Below are 22,943 nucleotides of genomic sequence, written 5' to 3'. Positions count from 1 at the left end.
AAAGTAAGCCAAGGAAGGCAACAAATGACATCCCGAAAAATTGAATTCGCGTGATGCAGAGCAAGGCAAAAATCGCAGCAATACGTCGGTACGGCGAGTATTGGCAATACGGCGATGCGCCCGCGAATTCAATGTAATGGCAGGTCATTTACATGTTACGACGATACTGTCCACCCACTTCAAACAACGCTGTCGTGATCTGACCCAATGAACACACGCGGGCGGCGTCCATCAGTTTGGCGAACACGTTTTCATTGTTGATCGCAGCTTGCTGCAATGCTGCCAATGCTTGCGGTGCCACGTCGGCGTGGCGTTGATGGAAGTCAGCCAGGCGCGTTAATTGCGACTGTTTTTCTTCCTCGGTAGAACGTGCCAATTCTATCTTCTGTGGTGTATCGCCCGCCTTGGGATTACGGAACGTATTGACGCCGATGATAGGCAACGTGCCGTCGTGTTTCAGGTGTTCGTAGTGCATGGATTCTTCTTGAATCTTGCCGCGTTGGTAGCCGGTTTCCATCGCACCTAACACGCCACCACGTTCGGCGATGCGTTCAAATTCTTGCATCACGGCTTCTTCAACCAGATCAGTCAATTCTTCGATGATGAAGCTACCTTGAATTGGATTTTCGTTTTTCGCCAGACCCCATTCGCGGTTGATGATCAACTGAATCGCCAATGCACGACGCACAGATTCGTCGGTTGGTGTAGTGATCGCTTCATCGTAGGCATTGGTATGCAGGCTGTTGCAATTGTCGTAAATCGCGATCAATGCTTGCAACGTGGTACGAATATCATTGAAATCGATTTCTTGCGCATGCAAAGAACGGCCAGAAGTTTGGATATGGTATTTCAACTTCTGACTACGATCATTAGCACCGTATTTATCGCGCATCGCAATCGCCCAGATACGACGGGCAACACGACCCAGTACTGTGTATTCTGGATCCATCCCGTTACTGAAGAAGAACGATAAGTTAGCGGCGAAATCATCGATATGCATACCGCGTGCGAGGTACGCTTCCACAAACGTAAAGCCGTTCGACAAAGTGAATGCCAATTGCGAAATCGGGTTCGCTCCGGCTTCGGCAATGTGGTAACCAGAGATTGATACCGAGTAGAAGTTACGTACTTGATGATGCACGAAATATTCTTGAATATCACCCATCACCTTGAGTGAGAATTCGGTCGAGAAAATACAGGTATTCTGACCTTGGTCTTCTTTCAGAATATCGGCCTGCACAGTACCACGTACATTCATCAACACCCATGCACGGATTTTTGCAGCTTCATCAGCGGTTGGTTCACGTTTGTTATCAACGCGGAATTTTTCCATTTGCTGATCAATTGCGGTGTTCATGAAGAACGCCAGAATGGTTGGTGCCGGGCCATTGATGGTCATGGAAACGGACGTCGCCGGATCGCACAAATCAAAACCGTCGTACAAGACTTTCATGTCTTCTAGCGTTGCTACGGAGACGCCAGAGTTACCGACTTTACCATAGATATCTGGACGGATCGCTGGGTCAGCACCGTACAGAGTCACGGAGTCAAACGCAGTCGACAGGCGTTTTGCATCCATGCCTTGCGATACTAATTTGAAGCGACGATTCGTACGGAACGGATCACCTTCACCGGCAAACATACGAGTTGGGTCTTCGCCTTCGCGTTTAAACGCAAATACACCCGCAGTGAATGGGAACGAGCCAGGAACGTTTTCCAGCAACAACCAGCGCAGGATTTCACCGTGATCGACAAAACGTGGCAATGCAACTTTACGAATCGTTGTGCCGGATAACGTTTGCTGCGTTAAACGAGTGCGGATTTCTTTGTCGCGAATTTTGACGACATATTCATCACCAGCGTACGCGGCTTGCATGTCAGGCCACATGTTGATGAGTTGTTTGGATTCGGCGTTCAGGTGATTGTCACGCTCGGTAATCAATTCATCGATGGAACCGAATGCATCTTGGGCTTTGCCGGATTTGCTCAGCATGCGCTTGGTTTCTTGCAATTGCTGACGTTCGCGCGCGAGGTTAACTTGTTTGCCAGTTTGCTTGTGATAATGGCGTACCGTATCGGCAATCTCAGCCAGATAACGGCTGCGTGCTGGCGGTACGATCACATTTTTTGCACTGGAGAATTTAACATCTACTGGCGCCAATTTACTGGTGGTGGTTTTCAATCCGCGTGCTGCCAGCGCAGGCAACAAGCCCTGGTACAACGCAGTGACGCCATCATCATTGAAACGGGAAGCTTGCGTGCCGTAGACTGGCATGTCGTCTGGCTTTTTAGTCCACAATTCGCGGTTGCGTTGATATTGTTTCGCCACGTCGCGCAAGGCATCCTGGGCGCCTTTACGATCGAATTTATTGATCGCAACGAAATCAGCAAAATCGAGCATGTCGATTTTTTCTAATTGGGATGCAGCACCAAATTCGGGTGTCATCACATACATCGATACATCAACGTGCGGCACAATTGCGGCGTCGCCTTGACCAATACCAGAGGTTTCAACAATGACCAGATCAAAACCAGCGACTTTGCAGGCAGCAATCACGTCTGGTAAGGCTTGAGAAATCTCAGAACCCGCTTCGCGGGTTGCCAGCGAGCGCATGAAAACTTTGACATTGCCTTTCCATGGGTTGATCGCATTCATACGAATGCGATCCCCCAGCAAAGCGCCACCAGATTTACGACGTGAAGGATCAATCGAAATCAATGCGATGTTCAAGTTGTCGTCTTGATCCAGACGGATACGACGAATCAGTTCATCGGTCAACGAGGATTTGCCAGCGCCGCCCGTGCCAGTAATACCGAATGCCGGAATTTTAATTTGTTCCGCGGCTTTGATAATCTCAGCACGCAAAGCGGGAGCGACTTTGTCGTTTTCCAGAGCTGTAATCAGTTGGGCTAATGGGCGGTGTTTTGCAGCGATATCGCCATCTTGCAACACGCTCAGACTGGTTGGTGCATAGGAAGACAGATCAATGTCGCACGCTTGTATCATCGATAAAATCATGCCGACCAGACCCATGCGCTGACCATCTTCCGGGCTAAAAATACGGGTCACGCCATAGGCATGCAGATCGGCAATTTCCTCTGGCACGATCACACCACCACCGCCGCCAAAAACTTTGATATGTGCACCACCGCGTTGCTTCAACAGATCGATCATGTATTTGAAGTACTCGACGTGGCCGCCCTGGTAACTGGAAATGGCGATACCTTGCGCGTCTTCTTGCAACGCTGCGGTAACGATTTCTTCGACGGAACGGTTGTGGCCGAGATGGATAACTTCTGCACCATTGGCCATCAAAATACGGCGCATGATGTTAATCGAGGCGTCATGGCCATCGAACAGAGAAGCGGCGGTGACGAAACGCACCTTATTCGCTGGTTTGTATTCGGTCAGATTTTGGGCTACGGACAGGTCGGTCATGTCTTCCTCAACAGTCTATTTTCGGTAAAGCATACGCTTACATATGCTTCATCGGGTGGTTATTGCTAGCGAATTGATCAGCTAACTTATATGACGTTAACGTAAACGTCAATACGAATATTTAAATATGCTTCCCCTAATACCAGCAATGTTCTCAGAGTAAAAATGTCTGGAAAGCCGCATAGATAATAGGTTTAACGATTTGTAGTTTTAACGCTTATTTTGTAATCCCGTGGTTTTATTGGTGCTTGCCGCCCTCTCCCATCATAGGAGAGGGGCAGCAAAAACCCAACAGCGAAACCTTAAGCCGCAGCGCGTTTGGCTGGTTTATTTAACAACGTTGCTTTTTCAACCTGATACGCTTGCATGGCTTTTTCTTTCACATGGCCAAAACCGCGTACTTTTTCTGGCAAATTGGCGACCGCGATGGCAGTTTCCAGCGTATCGGCGTTCAGGTTCGTCAGCAGTTGCTCTATGGTTGCACGATATTCAACAATCATCGCACGCTCGGTTTTGCGCTCTTCTGTATAGCCAAAAATGTCCAGCTTAGAACCACGCAGGCCCTTTAACTTGGCGAGAATGCCAAATGCATGCCAAACCCAGGAACCATATTGCGCTTTGATCAAGTGCCCTTGGGCATCTTTTTTCGAGAACAAAGGTGGCGCGATATTGAATTTCAAACTGAAATCACCTTCAAACTGCTGTTTCAGTTTTTCAGTGAATTGGCCATCCGTGTACAAACGTGCCACTTCGTATTCGTCCTTGTAGGCCATGAGTTTGAAGTAATACTTCGCCACTGCCGTGGTCAACTTGTTGCCCGCGCCCAATGTGGCTTCCGCAGCACGCACGCGATTGACCAAGGCCGTGTATTGCTCTGCATATGCCGCGTTTTGATACGCGGTCAGATAATCCACACGGCGTTTGATGACGCTGTCGAGGCTCTGTGGCATCTGGACAACCATTGTCTGACCAGGAATCGCAATTTTTTCTACACGTGCCAGATCAAACGCAGCACGACGGCCCCACAAGAAGGCTTTTTTGTTTGATTCGATCGCTACGCCATTGAGTTCAATCGCGCGTAACAACGCGGCTTCTGAGACTGGAATCGCACCTTTTTGATACGCAAAACCGAGCATGAACAAATTGGTTGCGATTGAATCACCCATCAACGCGGTCGCAATTTTGGTCGCATTGATAAAATCGACGTTGCCGCCGACCGATTCAGAAATTAAATGTTCGGTCGATTCCAATGGGAACTGCCAATCTGGATTTTTAGCGAACGGGCCAGTTGGTTGCTCGTTGGTGTTGATCACCGCACGGGTACGACCAGCGCGCATCTTGGAGATCGCATCATGCGCACCGGCAGTCAATATATCGCAACCTAAAATCAGATCCGCTTCACCGGTCGCAATGCGCTGCGCACGTAATTTATTGCCGTTATTGACGATACGGATATGCGAAGTGACCGAGCCATTTTTTTGCGACATCCCAGTCATATCAAGCACGGATGCGCCCTTGCCTTCCAGATGTGCCGCCATACCCAACAGAGCACCGACCGTAATCACCCCGGTACCACCGATACCATTGAGCAGAATATTGTAAGACGTCGCGCAAGCTGGCAAGACTGGCTCTGGCAAGGCGCCGAAATCATCAGTTTTGGCGGTGCCAGTTTTGGATTTGCGTAATTTGCCCCCTTCTACCGTGACAAAACTTGGGCAGAAACCTTTAACGCAAGAATAGTCTTTGTTGCAGGAGGACTGATCAATGCTGCGTTTACGACCAAATTCCGTTTCCACAGGCATGATGGACGTACAGTTGGACTGCACACCGCAATCGCCACAACCTTCGCATACTGCTTCATTGATGAACATGCGCTGATTTGGGTCGGGAAATTCACCTTTTTTGCGACGACGACGTTTTTCTGCGGCGCAAGTCTGGTCGTAAATCAAGACGCTACAGCCTGGCAATTCACGCAATTCGCGCTGTACCGCATCCATGTCTTTACGATCATGCAAAGTCAAAAATTCTGGCAAATTAGAACGATCGGAATAGCGAGACAAATCTTCCGTCACCAGCGCAATGCGCTTCACACCTTCGGCGGCCATTTGTTGCGCCATCATCGGCACGCTGATGATCCCGTCCACTGGTTGACCACCAGTCATCGCGACAGCATCGTTGTACAAAATCTTGTAGGTGATATTGACCTTAGCAGCAACTGCCGCGCGGATCGCCAGATAACCAGAATGAAAATATGTACCATCGCCCAGATTTTGGAATACATGTGGCAGCGTCGAGAATGCCGCCTGACCAATCCACGGTGCACCTTCGCCGCCCATATGGGTAGTGAGCTTATTAAATTCAGGATAGATCGCTGTAGCCATGACGTGACAACCAATACCCGCCAACGCCAGACTACCTTCAGGCACTTTGGTTGAGGTATTGTGTGGGCAACCTGAGCAGTAATAAGCGGGACGTGCCGGTGTATTGACTTGTTTGGTCAGCACCACATCTTTGGCTTCCAAAAATGCCAGACGTGCTTTGATCAGATCGCTGGTATGGAAGCGGGCAATACGTGAAGAAATCACGCGAGCAATTTGTGCGACCGAGAAATCGGCTTTAGATGTCAGCAACCATTCACCGCGTGGATGTACCCATTCGCCTTTTTCATCAAACTTGCCAATCACGCGTGGACGTACGTCATCGCGCCAGTTGTACAATTGTTCTTTGAGCTGGTATTCAACCATCTGACGTTTCTCTTCCACCACCAGAATTTCATCCAGCCCCTGCGCAAATTCACGCACGCCATCCGGCTCTAAAGGCCATGGCATCGACACTTTGTACAAACGGATACCGATGTCGGCGGCAAATTTTTCGTCGATACCGAGTTCTTCTAATGCTTCCAACACATCTAAGTAAGACTTACCCGAAGCAACGATACCGAGCTTAGCATTCGGGCTATCAATCGTGACGTGATTGAGTTTGTTCGCACGCGCATAAGCTAGTGCTGCATAGATTTTATAATCCTGCATCAGTGCTTCTTGCTTACGTGCCTGAATACCGAGCGTGTCGAGTGACAAACGGGTATTCAAACCGCCTTCAGGCATGACAAAATCTTCTGGAATCGTAATCTTCAGACGGAAAGGATCTGCGTCGACAGAAGAAGTGGACTCAACAGTATCAGCCAGTGCTTTAAAGCCCACCGCGCAGCCGGAGAAGCGGGACATCGCCCATGCATGCAAACCGAGATCAAGGTATTCCTGCACGTTGGCCGGATACAGCATCGGGATCATGCACGCAGAAAAAATATGGTCGGACTGATGCGGTAATGTCGAAGAGTACGCACCGTGATCATCACCGGCGACTAACAAAATGCCGCCATGTTTGGCCGTACCCGCGTGATTCATGTGCTTGAACACGTCCGCGCTACGATCGACGCCTGGGCCTTTGCCGTACCACATCGCAAACACGCCGTCGTATTTGGCGGGACCAATCAGATCAACGGTTTGGGTACCCCAGACCGAGGTGGCGGCTAAATCTTCATTGACACCAGGAACAAATTGCACATGGCTTTGTTCGAGTAATTTTTTGGTTTTCCACAATGTTTCATCCAGACCACCCAAGGGCGAACCGCGATAGCCAGAAATAAACCCAGCTGTATTCAAACCCGCAGCAAGATCACGTTGTCTTTGTATCATCGGCAAGCGCACTAATGCCTGAATGCCGGATAAAAAAATCGTACCGCTATTGGACGTATATTTATCGTCGAGTTTGACGTCGTGTAACTGTAGAGGGGTATTTTGCTGCGCACTAACTTGTGATGGATTGATTTGCGCAGAGGAAGATGTGGACGTGAGTCCAGCAGACTCCAGATTGGTGTCGGATGACATGTGTGGCTCCAAAATTTGTAATTTAGATCGCAAAGAACATGCGTTGCATCCGGTAAGACACAAGTTTGCTCGTAACCTATAGCGAGGTATCGGGTATAGGCTCTCGTTGCGTTGGCTGAGATAGCAGCCATTTTATTCGAATTCGGCACAAATTTCGATAGCAAGAAGCTACCTTATTGCATCCCCGCCGCATTGGTAGCGCGTTTACCCAAATAAACGCGTCCAGATTGCCTGCCGTAATGCGATAGGTTCGTTGATATCGATGTTGGCCGAATCAAAGAGACATCAAAAGAAGCTTTCGAAATTTCGCTGCAGTGCTTCTTCGACTTCCTTTGAAATCTGCTGTGAATACAGTGTAGAGCGGGAAAGGGTTTTAGGAAAATACGGAATAAAAATAGGGGTATCATAAAAAATGATAGGGCATGAAATTTTATTTTTATGATCATAGGAACGGGTTGCCCCCGCCCTGGTAGCAGCTGACAATTGGTCTTTTAAAACAATCAGCCGTGCTTAGGCAATTGTATGCGAGCCAACAATCCACCACCCATTGCATTGCTCAACAATAACTTACCACCATGCGCCTGCACAATGTCACGCGCAATACTTAAGCCCAGGCCAAGGCCCGTTTGATTTTGCTGACGGCCATGATCGAGTCTGACGTAAGGATCAAACAATCGATCCAGCGCTTCTTCCGGAACACCAGGGCCGTGATCACGGATCTGAATTTCTATCGACTCCTCTGTTTCGATTGCCGAAATCTCCACCTGTTTTCCATAATGAATCGCATTATTTAGCAAGTTACCTATCGCCCGTTTTAGCGCCAAAGGTTTAGCCGAAACACTCAGCCCGGATTCTTGAAACGATATTTGATGCCCGGCCAAACCAACCCCACGCACCATACGACCGATCAGCGGGTCTAAGCGTATCTCGGTCGGGTTCTCGTAAATGTCGCTATCCTTCACGCATTGCAAAGCGCCTTTGACCATCATATCGAGTTCATCCAGATCGTCATGAAACTCGCTACGAATGTCGTCATCATCCAATAATTCAGCACGTAATTTCAAGCGCATAATCGGGGTGCGCAAATCATGCGAAATCGAGACAAATAAACGTTCACGGTCTTCAATGTAGCGGGCGATGCGTTCGCGCATGGCACTGAAGGCGCGTGCGGTGTTCACAAATTCACGGCTACCGGTTTCTGGCAATTCTGGTGCGGACTCACCATTGCCAAATGCTGAGGCAGCTTCTGATAAAGCGGCCAAAGGGCGGGTAATCCAGCTCACGACCAAAATCGATAATAGCAACACCGCAGCTAAGGATAAGGCTTGTAAAACGACGCGATCACCAGACAAAGGATCATTGCTATCCAAAAAATATGGGTTCGGCATCAAGGTCGCCAGATATAACCAATGTCCAGGTTCCATTTCGACTTGCAACACCAATATCGGTGCCGGATTTGGCTTGGTGACCAGAATATGCTGCACCCAACGGTCAGGTACATCACCAATCCCTGCACCGTCTTCTGACAAGACCAGATCATCAGGCCAGGTAAAGTTCAGCTGGGTTTTTGAAATATTCGGCAGGACTTTTTTGAGCGCCGCTGAAAATTTTTCTTTGGCGAGTGCTGTCAACGCTTGCTCAGGAATATCCTTGATGGTAATCGGTGCGCTATTTAAATTGACGTAAAAACGGGTGCCACCCATTTCACGAAATTGTTGAATAATCAGCGACCGGAAATTTGGCGGCGGGCTCATGAAAAAGCGAATCGTGCTCGCAGCACTTTGCGCTAAATGCTGCGATGACTCCGTCACTTCTATCTGCGACTCTTTGCGCATTTGTGCTGCCCAGAAAGCATTACCGACAAATTGCGTCAGCATCACCCCGGCGACCATGACGACGGACAAACGCCCAAGCAGAGAAGAGGGCAAAATGCGCTGCATCCATGAACGCTGGCGGATTTGATCAGACATTGGACACACTGACATCAGCAGAAAAAACGTAACCGGCACCGCGCACCGTTTTGATAATGAATGGCTGCTTACCATCATCATTTAAACGCAAACGTAAGCGGCTGATCTGCACGTCTAATGACCGATCCAGCGGACCTGAATCACGTCCACGGGTTTCTTCGCACAAAATCCCGCGATCGAGGATATCGCCCGGGTGCTCTACAAAATATTTCAGCAACTGAAAGTCCAGTCCGGTCAATGGAACAATTTCAGATTCAGCATTGACCACCGTGCGCTCGACGGCATCCAGCGTAAACCCATTAAAGCGGTAGAAGCGCGGTGGTGCATTGCTTTCGGTACCCATGCGCCGGTGGATAGCCTTGATACGGGCTAACAATTCACGCGGACTATATGGCTTGCCGATGTAATCATCAGCCCCTAACTCCAAACCAACCACGCGATCTGTTTCGTCGGAACTGGCGGTCAGCATAATGATGGGAATATTTGAACGTTGACGCACGATTTTGCATAAAGCAAAGCCATCAGTATCAGGCAACATCACGTCAAGTATCACCATTGATAATTCATCGACATAACGCTGAAATTCCGCCAGAAACGATTCCCCGTTATGTGCAAGTCTGACCTCGTATTGATTTTTTTCGAGGTAAGCTTTCAGTAGAGTACGGGTTTTTTGGTCGTCATCGACAATAAGTATCTTGCGTGTCATATCCAGATTTTCATTTTGGTAGAGTACGGGAAATCGCTGCCAGCCGTTTTTGTGTATCACTGACAGACAAGCTGTCGTTCGAGAAGAAACGCATGATTTCCGCGATGATGGCATCTTTTGATATTTCGTCGGTCGCCATGCGGTGTGCCAGACTAGGTACTTGCACTGCGCTACCGCGCGAAAATATCTTCCATGAAGTTTGCGAGCAGCTATCCATTTTGTTCAGTTCGGGATTGCGTAATACGGGAATAGAACCCTTGATCTGATTGTATTCAGTTTGCACTGCTGGCGACACAGCAATCTGGGCGATTTTTTCCTGAGCACTGCGAGCTGTTGCACCCTTATCTAACATGACCAGCGTATCAATGTCGTATAAGTGGTAATTTGCTGTATTGGGCACGACGGCGCATGAAAACCCAATGTCGGTCACGATACCCCAGGAATTCAGTTCACCTTTCGCCCAATCGCCCATCACCAGCATCGCCGCATCGCCATCGGCCAACATACGAATGGTAGCAATCCAGGTGCGTTCAGTTAAGGGGGCAGGCATATATTTTTTCAGACTTCGCAAACGACTCAAAGCACGACCAAAGCGCGGATCTACAAAGGCTTGCGAGTTTTTCTTCACAAAGGCGTCGCGATAAAAGTTAGCGTCAGATTCTGACAAAACCAGGGTTTCAAATAAAGTAGCGAGCTGCCACGGCTCAGAACTTTGCGCCAGCGGCGTAATACCCGCTTGTTGCAGCTTCTTGGCAAGCGCATCAAATTCATCCCAGTTCGACGGCGGACTGAGATCGAATTTGGCGAAAATTTTACGGTTGTAAAACAAGGTATTAATGCGATGAATTCCTAGCGGTACCGCAACCGGGTGGCCTTTAGGCTGTATCAGACGCCACACTGTTGGAAACAGTGACTTTTCCCATTTTCCACTGCTGGCGACAGGATCTAATTCCTGCAATAAACCAAGATCCGCCCATTCAGAAATGATTACGCCATTGAGTTGTGCCACTTCCGGCGCGTCACCGGCCAGCATACGGCTTTTCAAAACGATGCCAGCACCTATCCCTGATCCACTGGGAATCACAGCATTTTTCCAAACGATATTTTCTTGTGCCATACGCCCGGACAAACTTGCAATCGCTTTTTCTTCACTGGTGGATGTCCACCAATGCAGCACCTGCACGGTCTGAGCTTGCGCATTTGCCATCAATAGAAGAGTAGCGAGCAAAAATAGTCCCGTATAAACGAAATAGACGAGATATTTTTGTGTGTCTGGCTGAGCTTCATCGGCAAATTCCGCATAGGGCAAGAATATTTTTTTTTCTTTTTGCACCTGAGGGGTCCTTCCTTGTCTCGGCGAACACTATAGCCCAACTGAAGACCAAAGTGGCATTACCACCGTAATGAACGCTAGCTATTTGTAAAGAAACGTAAGTTTTTATGAGTTTTTATGATTCTATTCACAATAACCTGATTTCACTTGCACCTCTGTGAAAGTCCATTTGATTTAAAAATTTTCGCAGGACTTATGTAAGGAAACGTAAGTCCTGCGAAAAATAAAAAAACACAAAATCGTTATAAATCAATACCTTAACATTCAAGCCTCATCATCAGCCCTTGATGTTGGAATCACATTCATAGCGGTGTTACTGTCCGATCGCTGTCAAACGACATGCAATAAAAAAACAAGCTCAAAGCAAGAAATAAAAAAGCACAGACTTTGTTGAGCATTGTTCACTCAACTATCACGGAGACAAAATGACTCGTACTACACTCAAAGCACTGCCTTTGGCGCTGGCACTCGCGCTCACTTCCGGACTGACTTACGCTGATGCTGGCCATGATGAAGATGGCTTCCACGGCTATTTGCGTGACGGCGCAGGCACTCGTTCTTCCGGTGGTCCACAAAGCTGTTTTGGTCTTGGCGGCAATACTATGAAATACCGTCTTGGTAACGAATGTGATGCGTATTTCGAAGGCGGATACACTTCCACGCTGGCAAAAGCAGTTGATGGCGTCACGTTTACCGGCACCTTATGGGCCAATGCCTGGAGCCCAAGTTCTGACTTTGGTAATGCTTCGCTGAAAATCGCTAAAGCTTACGTTGAAGCTAAAAACGTTGATTTCTTAAATGGCGGTGTGGCGTGGATAGGTAAGCGTTACTACTACCGTCCCGATATTCATATGCTGGATTTGCAATTCGTGAATCTGAATGGTACCGGCGGTGGTTTAGACGGCATCCAGGCTGGTCCGGGTAAATTCAGCTACGCCATCTTCAAAGACAACGATACCAACAATATTGACCCAACCACAGGTTTGGTCACCAACACCTCAGCGGCGATCCGTCAAAACTTTATCTACGAAGGTCTGCCAGTCAATGAAGGCGGTAAAGTCGATGCAGTATTGACCGCGATTAAATCCCAGGGAACCAATACCCATAGCGGCTGGCAGTTAAGTGTGATGCATAAACAAGATGTCTGGGGTGGTGGTAATACGTTGGGCATCCAATACGGCGTAGGCCCTGGCACAGGCATTGGTGTCGGCAATGACCGTATGGGTTCCTCAGGCAGTACATTACTGGGTTCAGACGTTACCCGTACCCGTATTTTTGATGATCTGGTGGTGCAACCAACTAAACAATTCAGCACTGAATTTGTGGCTTTGATGCAAAGAGATAAGTCTAATGCTGGCTCCACCACATGGACCAGTCTGGGTGTACGCCCTGTCTACGCAATCATGCCGCATCTGAAATTGCAATTGGAACTGGGTACTGACCGTGTGACATCCGCAACTGGTGGTCCTGATGCTCGTCTGACCAAACTGACTTTTGCACCAGCAATTTCTATGGGTGAAAGCTACTGGTCACGTCCTGAACTGCGCTTCTTTGTCAGTTACGGTAAATGGAATAACGCGGCAACTGCAGCTGTCAACGCCAGCAATAACTCCGGCCCGGTTTACAACAACGGTACCAGCGGTACTTCTGCTGGCGTCCAAGTCGAGGCATGGTGGTAATACACCTGAAAAATTCTGCGAGCACACTGGTTAAGTTGCCAGGTGCTCGATTCAGGTAGTTATTCGATGACGTAGTCAATAATCGCTCAATATTCAGTCAATAAAACAAGACGGAGACTCAAATGAAACTCAAAAAACTGACACTCGCAGTTCTGGCAGGCACCACATTACTCGCAGGTGCAAGTATTGCCCAAGCAGCAGAAGTTGAAGTATTGCATTACTGGACATCCGGTGGCGAAGCCAAATCGGTCGCAGAATTGAAAAAAATGATGGAAGCCAAGGGCGTGGCTTGGAAAGATTTCGCAGTAGCCGGTGGTGCTGGTGAAAACGCCATGACGGCATTGAAAGCCCGTGTTATTGCTGGTAGTGCACCAACCGCAGCATTGATCAAAGGTCCATCGATTCAGGAATGGGGCAATGAAGGTGTATTGGCAAACATTGATGCGGCAGCAGCTGAAGGTAAATGGGATGCATCCCTGCCACCAATGCTGACCAATATCATGAAATACAAAGGCCACTATGTCGCAGCACCGGTCAATGTGCATCGCGTTAACTGGTTGTGGGTCAACCCAGAAGTATTGAAAAAATCTGGCGCTAAAGTACCAACGAATTTTGCTGAATTCTTTGACGCCGCAGACAAAATCAAAAAAGCCGGTTACGTCGCAATTGCCCACGGTGGCCAACCCTGGCAAGACGCAACGGTATTTGAATCTGTCGCCTTGGGTGTAGGCGGTGCCGATTTCTACAAAAAAGCAATTGTACAATTGGATCAGGCAAGTCTGACTGGTCCGACGATGATCAAAACCTTTGATACCCTGGCAAAAATCAAAACGTACATCGACAAAGACTCTGCAGGTCGTGATTGGAACCTGGCAACCGCCATGGTCATTAATGGCAAAGCCGGTATGCAATTCATGGGTGACTGGGCAAAAGGTGAATTTACCGCTGCTGGTAAAATGCCTGGAAAAGATTTCTTGTGTGTTGCAGCACCTGGCACAGAAAAATCTTTCACGTTTAACGTTGACTCTCTGACGATGTTTGCCGTCAAAGGTGCCGATGCGCAAAAAGCCCAACTGACTTTGGCTGGCGCGGTGATGAGTCCGGAATTTCAGGAAGTATTTAACTTGAACAAAGGTTCTATCCCAGCTCGTGCAGGTGTTTCTCGTGCGAAGTTCGATAGCTGCGCTTTGAAATCCATGGACGATATGGATGCAAGCAGCAAAGCAGGCAGTTTTGTACCTAGTTTTGCGCACGGTATGGCAATTGACTCCGCTAAAGCTGGTGCAATTCAAGACGTGATTGCGAAATTCATGAATTCCAACATGACATCGCAAGCAGCGGTGCAAGCATTGGCGAAAGCCGCAAAAACGAAGTAAAGATTCCTTAAGTTTCACCCGAGTACCAGCTTAGTCAATGACCTCGCTGGTGAGCTGATGCAGAACCTCCCCCCTGCATCAGCTCAGCTCACCCCCCGGAGACAAGCATGTCGGTTACATCCCCGTCAGAAATAAAAATTCCCTATTCACCCAAAAAAGCTTCGATGCCAAATCGTCTGCAAGCTTTCGCAGATGTCTGGTTGCCGCGTCTGGTGTTATCGCCAACGGTATTTGCATCGCTGCTGTTTGTGTATGGTTTTATCGCATTCACCGCCTATCTTTCTTTCACTGATTCACGTCTGATGCCAAATTACGAGCTGACCGGATTTGGTCAGTATCAAGCCCTGTTTGAATTGGATCGCTGGTGGGTATCAGCGGCCAATCTGGGTATTTTTGGTGGTTTGTTTATTCTGTTTTGCCTGGTCGTTGGGCTGCTGATGGCAGTTTTTCTGGATCAAAAAATTCGTATGGAAGGCGCCCTACGCGCCATCTATCTGTACCCGATGGCACTATCCTTCATCGTTACCGGTGTCGCATGGAAGTGGATCTTAAATCCTGGTCTGGGTTTAGAAAAAATGGTGCGTGAATGGGGCTTTCCTGACTTCTCTATGGATTGGCTGGTCAATTCTGATATGGCGATTTATACCGTTGTCATTGCGGGCGTCTGGCAGTCTTCTGGTTTTGTGATGGCGCTGTTCCTCGCAGGCTTACGCGGTGTCGACGATAGCATCATCAAAGCCGCGATGGTCGATGGGGCGAGTTTGCCGACTATTTATCGCCGCATTGTGATTCCTGCCTTGCGCCCTGTGTTTTTTAGCGTGTTGTTAGTGCTATCGCATATCGCGATTAAGAGCTTCGATCTAGTGATGGCATTGACGGCGGGTGGACCAGGTACTTCATCCGACGTACCAGCGATTTTTATGTATCAATTTTCATTCACCCGCGGTCAGCTTGGTTTGGGCGCTGCTTCCGCCATGATGATGTTGATGACCGTGTTGGCAGTCTTGGTGCCATTGATTTATCTGGAAAGTAAGGAGGCCAAACATGGGCACTGATTCCAAATTCATTTTCAGTCCGGGACGTATTTTCATTTATGCCTTGCTGATATTTTGCGCGCTGTACTATCTGGCACCTTTGTATGTAATGCTGACAACCTCGGTTAAATCGCTGGATGAAATTCGCAGCGGCAATTTGCTCGATTTTCCACGACACCCGACGTTTGATGCATGGCAAAAAGCCTGGGGCGGTGCATGTACTGGTGTGCGTTGCGATGGTTTGTCACCTTACTTCTGGAACTCGGTCAAGATGGCGGTACCTGCGGTATTGATTTCTACCCTGATCGGTTCGATCAACGGTTATGTACTCGCGCACTGGAAATTCAAACGTTCAGAAATTATTTTCACGGCATTAATGGTAGGTTGCTTTATCCCTTTCCAGGTTGTGATTTTGCCGATGGCGCGCTTGTTGGGTTTAGCCGAACTCGCCAATACCACGATGGGCCTGGTGTTTGTCCACGTGGTGTATGGCGTTGCTTTTACTACTTTGTTTTTCCGCAATTACTACATCAGCGTTCCGGATGAATTAGTGAAAGCAGCACGTATCGACGGTGCGGGATTTTTCCGGATTTATCGTAGCGTCATACTGCCATTGTCCTTACCGATTTTTATGGTGTGTTTTATCTGGCAATTCACACAAATCTGGAATGACTTTTTATTTGGTGTCGTGTTTGGTGGCACCGATGCACAACCAGTGACAGTTGCCTTGAATAATCTGGTCAATACCTCCACTGGCGTCACTGAATACAACGTCAATATGGCAGCCGCAATTATCGCTGCGCTGCCAACATTGGGACTGTATTTATTGGCTGGAAAATATTTTGTGCGCGGCTTAACTGCCGGTGCAGTCAAAGGCTAAATTTTGTAGTGCTGAGTGTATACAGCTTAACACCTACCAAAACAAAGATAGATCGCAGCACGGTCCAACTATGACGACGTGCAGCAATAAGAAATCAGGAGATATAAAACATGGCTAGCTTATCCATCCGCGGTGTACGTAAGGTATATCCGAACGGTGCAGAAATTTTAAAAGGCATCAATTTAGAAATTAAGGACGGCGAATTTCTGATCTTGGTTGGCGGCTCTGGCTGCGGCAAATCTACGTTGTTAAACATGATTGCTGGCTTGGAACCTATCTCTGAAGGTGACATTTACATTGGCGACAAATGCGTCAACGACGTACCACCCAAGTCACGCGATATTGCAATGGTGTTCCAGTCTTATGCGCTGTATCCGACCATGACAGTACGTGAGAATATTTCTTTCGGCTTAGGCATCCGCAAAGTGCCCGCAGCAGAACAAAAGAAAATTGTTGATCGCGTTGCCGAGACGTTGCAAATGACGCATTTACTCGATCGCAAACCAGCGCACTTATCTGGAGGACAGCGCCAGCGCGTTGCGATGGGGCGAGCGATTGCACGCAACCCTTCACTGTTTTTATTCGATGAGCCTTTATCAAATCTGGATGCAAAACTGCGCGTAGAAATGCGTGCAGAAATAAAACTCATGCATCAACGTCTGAAAACCACTACTGTGTATGTGACACACGATCAGGTTGAAGCGATGACCTTGGGCGACAAGATCGCAGTGATGAAGGACGGCGTGGTTCAGCAATTCGGCAGCCCGCAAGAAATCTACGACAGACCAGCAAATATGTTCGTCGCAGGATTTATCGGTTCACCGTCGATGAATTTTTTACGTGGCAAATTACAAGCCCATCAAGATGGTCTGGGTTTTGCAGTGGAACACGCGGGTAAGCAAACGGTATTACCCATTCCTGCGTCTCATCTGCAAGCGGTCAAAGGCTTACGCAACAAAGACGGCGACATCATTTTAGGTATCCGCCCTGAACACGTCACCGATGCTGAAAGCGCGCGCCGCTCTGAATCAGCCAATGGCTATCACCCCACTGAAGTCGATTGCGTCATTGATCTGACGGAACCAACCGGCCCCGACACCTTGGTGTTCTCCCGCTTTAATGGCGAACGCATTACTTGCCGCACCCATCCACGCGCGGCGGCGATGCCTGGTCAGGCGATGCGACTGGCTTTTGATTTATCGAAGGCTGTCTTTTTTGATCCGGAAACTGAGCAAAGCCTGCTTTGAGCAGTAATAAACGGTGTTAAGGAGCTAAACATGCGCTTTCCTAAATTATTTGCTGACGTTGGCGGCACCAATGCCCGCTTTGCCTTAGAGACTTCACCTGGTGTTTTAGCGGCGGTGAAGGTGCTTGCTTGCGCAGACTATCCGCAACTTACCGACGCGATGCACCACTATTTACAGACGAGCGAAGCAAGAGCAGCAGGTGCTGATCAGGTAAAAAATGCCGGGATTGCGATTGCCAATCCTATCCACGGGGATTGGGTACAAATGACCAATCATCATTGGAGTTTTTCTATCGAAGCGACGCGCCAGTTATTTCAATTAGAGACTCTGGATGTTGTGAATGATTTCACCGCCTTAGCGATGTCTCTGCCTCTTCTTGGTATGCAACAATTGACGCAGGTGGGTGGTCATACAGCGATTCCAGATAGCGCGATTGGTTTATTGGGTGCAGGTACCGGACTAGGTGTGTCTGGCTTGATTCCTTCTGCCGATGGCTGGAAACCTTTGCACAGTGAAGGCGGTCACGTCAGTTTCACACCAGCAAACCGACGGGAAATTGATATTCTGGAATTTGCATGGCAAGAATTTGATCATGTGTCTGCCGAACGATTGTTGTCTGGACCTGGTTTGAAATTGATTTATCGCGCGCTCGCTGCCAGTCGACAACAAATTGCCGAAGACATCGAAGCACCAGACATTGTGCAACGTGGACTGAACCAACAATGCCAGATTTGCAGTGACGTATTGGCCAGCTTCTGTGACATGTTAGGAACGATGGCAGGCAATCTGGCGGTCACACTCGGTGCACGCGGCGGCATCTATATTGGTGGCGGGATCGTGCCCAGACTGGGTGACTATATATTGCGTTCAGGCTTCCGTCAGCGATTTGAACAAAAAGGACGTTTCACGCAATATTTGTCCGAGATACCGGTGTTTGTGATTACCGAGCCATATCCGGCGTTTATTGGTTTGTCAGCCCTACTCCAACAAGCCCCCTCTGCGCTGGCAGCTTGAGAAAAACGCGGCATCGTCCAGCTCAGCGCGGGCAAATTTATTTTGCTCGCACTGATACGTCTGCCATCAAACTTTTAGTTCCCAGCCATTTTTTGCTCTGACATAAATCCCGCGTCACTTCGAGAACCAATTTTTCCACTGCCATCGCGGCATTGGTCAGCGGGATATTCTTCGAAGCACATAAACTGACAGTGCGTGATAACTGCACGTCGCTGATTGCGGTCGCTATCATTTCACCACGCTCGATTTCTGCCAGCAATGGCGATACCGGTAAAATCGTCGCCCCCATATCTGCCATGAGTGCCGATTTCAAAATCGCTATTGAGGTAATATCGATCACGTTTTCGATACGCAAGCCTTGCTGCCTGACGACCTGTTCTATGCGCGGCCTTACGCCATGCTGAATGCTAGGTAAAATCAAAGGCACTTGCAACGCTTTATCCAGACTGATCGATTTGCGCTTACAAGCGAATTGTGATCCGGCACGCGTGATGAACATCATCTCTTCTTCGACCAACGCGGTGGTGGCAAAATTACTGAGCTGCCCATCATCAAATAAAATCGCCAGATTCAAGCGCCCCGAGCGCAGCTGCTCGGTCAGATTACCGGTCAATTCTTCCGTCAATTGAAAGACGATATCCGGATAGGCCGCGCGTACCGCTGTCAATAGAGGAAATGCCAACGCACCGGAGGCACTTTGCGGGATGCCCAGGGCAACAGTTCCGCTGGGCTTATCCGTCGATTGCGCGACTGCAGATTTGGCGTCACTGACTTGTTTTAAGATCGCAAGTGCATGTTCATAAAACACTTTGCCAGCATCGGTTGCTTGCATACCTTGTGCTGAACGATGCAATAGAGTCGCGCCGAGTTCTTCTTCCAATTGCTGCAATTGTTGCGTCAGGGCAGGCTGCACGATATGCAAGACCTTGGCAGCACGCGACAATGATCCGTGATCAACGATAGCAACAAAATAGCGTAGCTGGCGTAATTCCATACCCTACTCCACCGGTTTGATCGCCCGTCGTTCTATCGACGACGATAAGATCAATGAAGTCGACGTGACGCCACAACGCGCGAGGCTGGTGATGACGCGCTCCAATTCTTTGACCGATGGTGCAACAACTTTAACGATCACGCAGTCTTCGCCCGTAATTGCGTGGCACTCGATCACTTCTGGTACTTGTTCCGCGATTTTGACAACTGGCATATCGCTGGAACGGCTGGCTATCCGCACAAAAGCGGTAATGCCATAGCCAAGCGCTTCCGGATTGACATGCGCGTGATAGCCAGTAATCACATTCGCTGCCTCCATCCGTTTGATACGTTCCGCAACCGCTGGCTGACTTAAATGAATACGGCGACCGATTTCGGCCAGCGTGACTCTGGCATCTGCCTGCAAAATATCGAGGATTTTTGCGTCCATCAGGTCAAATTCTATCTTCATGGTAAAACCTTGATTTTTCAGTCGATTTAAAAGAAATGTACCTGATTTACCTTGCTTTATCCATTTAAAATCGCTCCTGACTCACATACACTGTTGTATCCCTAGTTTCATTCCAGCACCAATACTATGCGCCATTTGCCTCGTTCTGTTTTAATTGCCTTACTCACCGTCTATATCGTCTGGGGGTCGACTTATTTTGCGATTCAGGTCGCACTTGAGTCATTTCCACCACTAATGATGATAGGCACGCGCTTCGTTGCTGCTGGATCCATACTTTTTGCGTGGCAACTGTGGCGTGGTGCGCGTATTCCGACTCTGCGGGAATGGCGCGATGGCGGAATTGTTGGCATCTTAATGCTAGGCGGTGGAACGGGCTTAACCGCCTGCGCCGAACAATATGTGTCGTCCGGATTAACGGCGGTATTTATCGCATGCTCACCGATGATTTTGTCTGGTCTTTCTGGTCTGTTTGGTGACTGGCCCAAACGTCGTGAATGGCTGGGTATTGTGTGCGGTTTTGCCGGTGCGGTATTGCTTGCTTCTGATGGTGATTTTGCGGCGAAACCGATCGGTATTATTTTGTTGCTGGCAGCAATTTTGAGCTGGGACGTAGGTTCAATTTTGTCGCAGAAAAAATTAAAAATGGCGGCTGGCGGCATGGGTTTTGCCAGTGAAATGTTGGTAGGCGGTATTTTTCTGGTGCTGTGTAGCGCTATCATTGGTGAACACGTGGCAGGCCCCGTCACTTTCAAAGCGGTCGCCGCCTGGTTTTACCTGGTGACTGCAGGTTCTTTGCTCGCCTTTACTGCGTATATGTATTTGCTGTCAAAAGTACATACTGGACTGGCGGGCAGTTATGCTTATGTGAACCCAGTGATTGCAGTTGCACTGGGAGCAAGCTTCGGTGGTGAACACATATCAGGCAAAGCGATGTTTGCGATGGCAATCATTCTTGGCAGCGTGATTATGTTAACGACCTCACGCAAGCTCGCCAAATGAACATCAGTTTAGAAAAATTCGGCAATATCGTTAGAATATTCCTGATGTAAATCGCCATTCGCCACCAGCATGTCGTAGTGACAGGTTTGATTACGACCATGCGTTTTTGCGTAATACAAAGCCTGATCGGCGCGACCAACAGTCGCGACGGCTGGCTCAAACGTATCAATCCGCGCGAACCCTATGCTGACTGTAACCTGTCCGACTTGCGGAAAATGATATTGCTCCACATTGGTACGGAATTGATCCAGAACTCGGTGTGCTTCACCAAGACTACTTGAATGCACCAAAATCAAAAACTCTTCGCCACCAAAGCGGAATAAATGATCGTTGGGCTGGAATGAATTTCGCATGATATTGGCAATTAAAATTAATACTTCGTCACCATACAAGTGCCCGAACTGGTCGTTCACTCGTTTGAAATAGTCAATGTCAACCACGGCCAGCCAATGGTAATGATCCACTTTATTTTCGGTTTCCGGCTGATCAGCGCCCACTTCAGCCTCCGTCAGAGGATGGTGACCGACGTTCATGCGCAACATCCGGGTGTAGCTGTCGTCAAAGGTTTTTCGGTTCAGCAAACCTGTCAACGAATCGCGTTCGTTGTAGTCTAGCAATGCCAGGAAATTTTTATAAACGATCAGCATCCCACGCAATACTTCCATGGTGTTGAGATTACGGTTGCCTGGACCAATCAGCTCTATCAATGCTTCCAACTGCTCTGCATTCCAGAGCAACAAGCATATACGCGGCTCATTATCAGTGACACATTCAATCACCGGTTGACGCCCGGCAATGGCCGTTTTCAGTTCCGGAATTTCGCTCAATTTATCCGACAATGGTATAAGCTCGGGCTGATCGATCACATCGACGCCAGTCGCCGTAATATCCACTTTGGAAGTAAGAAAAGAGTTTGTACCGTCATAACTGAGTTCAGAAATACGTGCCGACCGGGCGGCGAAGATTTCGCGTAACGATGACGCTATCGAGATATTGAGCAAATCATGGTCGCGATAGCCGGTAATTTCTACCAAATGCTTGATAATGGATTCCATGTTCGAGATCCCTGCAATGTACTCGAAAGACAGCCAAAAAAAGAGGGTGAAAATTCCACCGGGCAACATTTAAAAATCGGATTACTATCTCATCATCCGGATAATAAAGGAATTTATCTGATGTGCTGATTCAGTGTAGCAAATAATGATAGGCTTATAAGGTATTCACAAGTTTTTACAAAAAATTTGATGCAAGTCCAGGAAAGAAGAAGCTATTTTGCACCTTCTGCCTTTGCCGTCCATGAGAGATACGCCAATGTCAGCTAAATTCTTAGGTTTCTTTGCACTCACTGTACTACTATGCGCCGGAGCAAACAATAGTGCACGTGCTAATACCATTGTTACGGTGACTGATAATAGCGGGCAAACGGTAGAAGATGCTATTGTTTACGCCGAACCAACGTTTACAATCAACAACAGTAAACCTGCGCCAGCCGTCATCGAACAAAAAAATAAGAAATTCATCCCCTGAGTGACGGTGGTACAAACCGGGACTTTGATTTCTTTTCCGAATAACGATACGGTCAAACATCAGGCGTATTCATTTTCACCGGCCAAAACTTTTGAATTAAAACTGTATTCAGGCAAGCCGTCAGAACCGCTGTTATTTGATAAAGCCGGAACGGTCACGGTGGGATGCAACATTCATGATCAAATGTTGGCCTATATACACGTCGTCAATACGCCTTTTTTTGCCAAAACAGATGCCCACGGTAACGCTACCCTATCAGGATTGCCACAAGGAAAATATATACTGAAGGTCTGGCACTACCAGCAAGCCACTGGCAGTGAACCACAGGCAGAAGAAATGAAAATCGGTACGGAATCAACTCCCATTGCAGTACACCTGAAGTTTAAGCTGCGCTAAATTACGCTTTAG

The 22,943-nt window shown here is 48.3% G+C and carries 17 protein-coding genes; 9 read left to right on the top strand and 8 right to left on the bottom strand.

Annotated elements, in window-relative coordinates:
- Positions 1-148: 148 nt before the first annotated feature.
- The 5 genes from icmF to ACO0KY_RS11380 form a co-directional block, all read right to left on the bottom strand.
- The gene (gene icmF, locus ACO0KY_RS11400) at positions 149-3,439 is read right to left on the bottom strand and encodes a fused isobutyryl-CoA mutase/GTPase IcmF (RefSeq protein WP_423046137.1); all 3,291 of its coding nucleotides are present in this window, start codon (positions 3,437-3,439) and stop codon (positions 149-151) included.
- A 302-nt stretch (positions 3,440-3,741) separates the two neighbouring features.
- Positions 3,742-7,326 (bottom strand): indolepyruvate ferredoxin oxidoreductase family protein, encoded by a 3,585-nt coding sequence (locus ACO0KY_RS11395; protein WP_423046135.1) that lies wholly within the window; start codon positions 7,324-7,326, stop codon positions 3,742-3,744.
- A gap of 500 nt (positions 7,327-7,826) precedes the next feature.
- Positions 7,827-9,296, bottom strand: coding sequence for a sensor histidine kinase (locus tag ACO0KY_RS11390; protein WP_423046133.1), 1,470 nt, complete (start codon positions 9,294-9,296; stop codon positions 7,827-7,829).
- Complete coding sequence (locus tag ACO0KY_RS11385; protein WP_186912314.1) at positions 9,289-10,002, bottom strand: response regulator; 714 nt, start codon at positions 10,000-10,002, stop codon at positions 9,289-9,291. The genes ACO0KY_RS11390 and ACO0KY_RS11385 overlap by 8 nt, the downstream gene beginning before the upstream one ends.
- 10 nt (positions 10,003-10,012) lie before the next feature.
- Positions 10,013-11,335 carry an ABC transporter substrate-binding protein gene (locus ACO0KY_RS11380; RefSeq protein ID WP_423046131.1) on the bottom strand — a complete coding sequence of 441 codons (1,323 nt, stop codon included), beginning with the start codon at positions 11,333-11,335 and terminating at the stop codon, positions 10,013-10,015.
- A gap of 425 nt (positions 11,336-11,760) precedes the next feature.
- Here ACO0KY_RS11380 and ACO0KY_RS11375 point away from each other — a divergent pair, with 425 nt between their 5' ends.
- The 6 genes from ACO0KY_RS11375 to ACO0KY_RS11350 all read left to right on the top strand — a co-directional run bounded on the left by ACO0KY_RS11375 (position 11,761) and on the right by ACO0KY_RS11350 (position 18,565).
- Positions 11,761-13,014 (top strand): maltoporin, encoded by a 1,254-nt coding sequence (locus ACO0KY_RS11375; protein ID WP_423046129.1) that lies wholly within the window; start codon positions 11,761-11,763, stop codon positions 13,012-13,014.
- Positions 13,015-13,136: 122 nt separating this feature from the next.
- A complete protein-coding gene (locus tag ACO0KY_RS11370; protein WP_423046127.1) occupies positions 13,137-14,390 on the top strand; it encodes an ABC transporter substrate-binding protein in 1,254 nt (417 codons plus the stop codon).
- 164 nt (positions 14,391-14,554) lie between these two features.
- A complete protein-coding gene (locus ACO0KY_RS11365; RefSeq protein WP_423046200.1) occupies positions 14,555-15,445 on the top strand; it encodes a carbohydrate ABC transporter permease in 891 nt (296 codons plus the stop codon).
- Entirely contained in the window at positions 15,435-16,304 is an 870-nt protein-coding gene (locus tag ACO0KY_RS11360) for a carbohydrate ABC transporter permease (protein ID WP_423046125.1), read from the top strand. Before ACO0KY_RS11365 ends, ACO0KY_RS11360 begins: the two co-directional genes overlap by 11 nt.
- A gap of 110 nt (positions 16,305-16,414) precedes the next feature.
- Complete coding sequence (locus ACO0KY_RS11355; RefSeq protein ID WP_423046123.1) at positions 16,415-17,551, top strand: ABC transporter ATP-binding protein; 1,137 nt, start codon at positions 16,415-16,417, stop codon at positions 17,549-17,551.
- 30 nt (positions 17,552-17,581) lie between these two features.
- A complete protein-coding gene (locus ACO0KY_RS11350; RefSeq protein WP_423046121.1) occupies positions 17,582-18,565 on the top strand; it encodes a glucokinase in 984 nt (327 codons plus the stop codon).
- Positions 18,566-18,602: 37 nt separating this feature from the next.
- Here ACO0KY_RS11350 and ACO0KY_RS11345 read toward each other — a convergent pair whose 3' ends face one another.
- Complete coding sequence (locus tag ACO0KY_RS11345) at positions 18,603-19,559, bottom strand: LysR substrate-binding domain-containing protein (RefSeq protein ID WP_422993090.1); 957 nt, start codon at positions 19,557-19,559, stop codon at positions 18,603-18,605.
- 3 nt (positions 19,560-19,562) lie between these two features.
- Positions 19,563-20,009 carry an Lrp/AsnC family transcriptional regulator gene (locus tag ACO0KY_RS11340; protein ID WP_186912322.1) on the bottom strand — a complete coding sequence of 149 codons (447 nt, stop codon included), beginning with the start codon at positions 20,007-20,009 and terminating at the stop codon, positions 19,563-19,565.
- A gap of 126 nt (positions 20,010-20,135) precedes the next feature.
- On the opposite strand from ACO0KY_RS11340, the gene yedA reads away from it, so the two are divergent.
- Entirely contained in the window at positions 20,136-21,008 is an 873-nt protein-coding gene (yedA, locus tag ACO0KY_RS11335) for a drug/metabolite exporter YedA (RefSeq protein ID WP_423046119.1), read from the top strand.
- A gap of 8 nt (positions 21,009-21,016) precedes the next feature.
- Here yedA and ACO0KY_RS11330 read toward each other — a convergent pair whose 3' ends face one another.
- On the bottom strand, positions 21,017-22,063 hold the full coding sequence (locus ACO0KY_RS11330) for a GGDEF domain-containing protein (RefSeq protein ID WP_423046117.1): 1,047 nt from the start codon (positions 22,061-22,063) through the stop codon (positions 21,017-21,019).
- Positions 22,064-22,319: 256 nt separating this feature from the next.
- Between ACO0KY_RS11330 and ACO0KY_RS11325 the strand changes: the two genes are divergently transcribed.
- Together ACO0KY_RS11325 and ACO0KY_RS11320 are read left to right on the top strand one after the other, a co-directional pair.
- Complete coding sequence (locus ACO0KY_RS11325; protein ID WP_423046115.1) at positions 22,320-22,535, top strand: hypothetical protein; 216 nt, start codon at positions 22,320-22,322, stop codon at positions 22,533-22,535.
- Positions 22,536-22,931 (top strand): methylamine utilization protein, encoded by a 396-nt coding sequence (locus ACO0KY_RS11320; RefSeq protein ID WP_423046113.1) that lies wholly within the window; start codon positions 22,536-22,538, stop codon positions 22,929-22,931.
- Positions 22,932-22,943: the final 12 nt, after the last annotated feature.

The sequence above is a fragment of the Undibacterium sp. Dicai25W genome, assembly GCF_049340505.1.
GTDB classification, from domain to species: Bacteria; Pseudomonadota; Gammaproteobacteria; order Burkholderiales; family Burkholderiaceae_D; genus Undibacterium; species Undibacterium jejuense.
This window is presented reverse-complemented; position numbering and strand designations above follow the sequence as displayed.

Bases quoted from the DNA above. Each gene is read 5' to 3' on its own strand.
- ACO0KY_RS11365 (WP_423046200.1), top strand. From the start codon at position 14,555: ATGCCAAATCGTCTGCAAGCTTTCGCAGATGTCTGGTTGCCGCGTCTG.
- icmF (WP_423046137.1), bottom strand. From the start codon at position 3,439: ATGACCGACCTGTCCGTAGCCCAAAATCTGACCGAATACAAACCAGCG.
- ACO0KY_RS11355 (WP_423046123.1), top strand. From the start codon at position 16,415: ATGGCTAGCTTATCCATCCGCGGTGTACGTAAGGTATATCCGAACGGT.
- ACO0KY_RS11385 (WP_186912314.1), bottom strand. From the start codon at position 10,002: ATGACACGCAAGATACTTATTGTCGATGACGACCAAAAAACCCGTACT.
- ACO0KY_RS11360 (WP_423046125.1), top strand. From the start codon at position 15,435: ATGGGCACTGATTCCAAATTCATTTTCAGTCCGGGACGTATTTTCATT.
- ACO0KY_RS11325 (WP_423046115.1), top strand. From the start codon at position 22,320: ATGTCAGCTAAATTCTTAGGTTTCTTTGCACTCACTGTACTACTATGC.
- ACO0KY_RS11330 (WP_423046117.1), bottom strand. From the start codon at position 22,063: ATGGAATCCATTATCAAGCATTTGGTAGAAATTACCGGCTATCGCGAC.
- ACO0KY_RS11375 (WP_423046129.1), top strand. From the start codon at position 11,761: ATGACTCGTACTACACTCAAAGCACTGCCTTTGGCGCTGGCACTCGCG.
- ACO0KY_RS11390 (WP_423046133.1), bottom strand. From the start codon at position 9,296: ATGTCTGATCAAATCCGCCAGCGTTCATGGATGCAGCGCATTTTGCCC.
- ACO0KY_RS11395 (WP_423046135.1), bottom strand. From the start codon at position 7,326: ATGTCATCCGACACCAATCTGGAGTCTGCTGGACTCACGTCCACATCT.
- ACO0KY_RS11345 (WP_422993090.1), bottom strand. From the start codon at position 19,559: ATGGAATTACGCCAGCTACGCTATTTTGTTGCTATCGTTGATCACGGA.
- ACO0KY_RS11350 (WP_423046121.1), top strand. From the start codon at position 17,582: ATGCGCTTTCCTAAATTATTTGCTGACGTTGGCGGCACCAATGCCCGC.
- yedA (WP_423046119.1), top strand. From the start codon at position 20,136: ATGCGCCATTTGCCTCGTTCTGTTTTAATTGCCTTACTCACCGTCTAT.
- ACO0KY_RS11340 (WP_186912322.1), bottom strand. From the start codon at position 20,009: ATGAAGATAGAATTTGACCTGATGGACGCAAAAATCCTCGATATTTTG.
- ACO0KY_RS11370 (WP_423046127.1), top strand. From the start codon at position 13,137: ATGAAACTCAAAAAACTGACACTCGCAGTTCTGGCAGGCACCACATTA.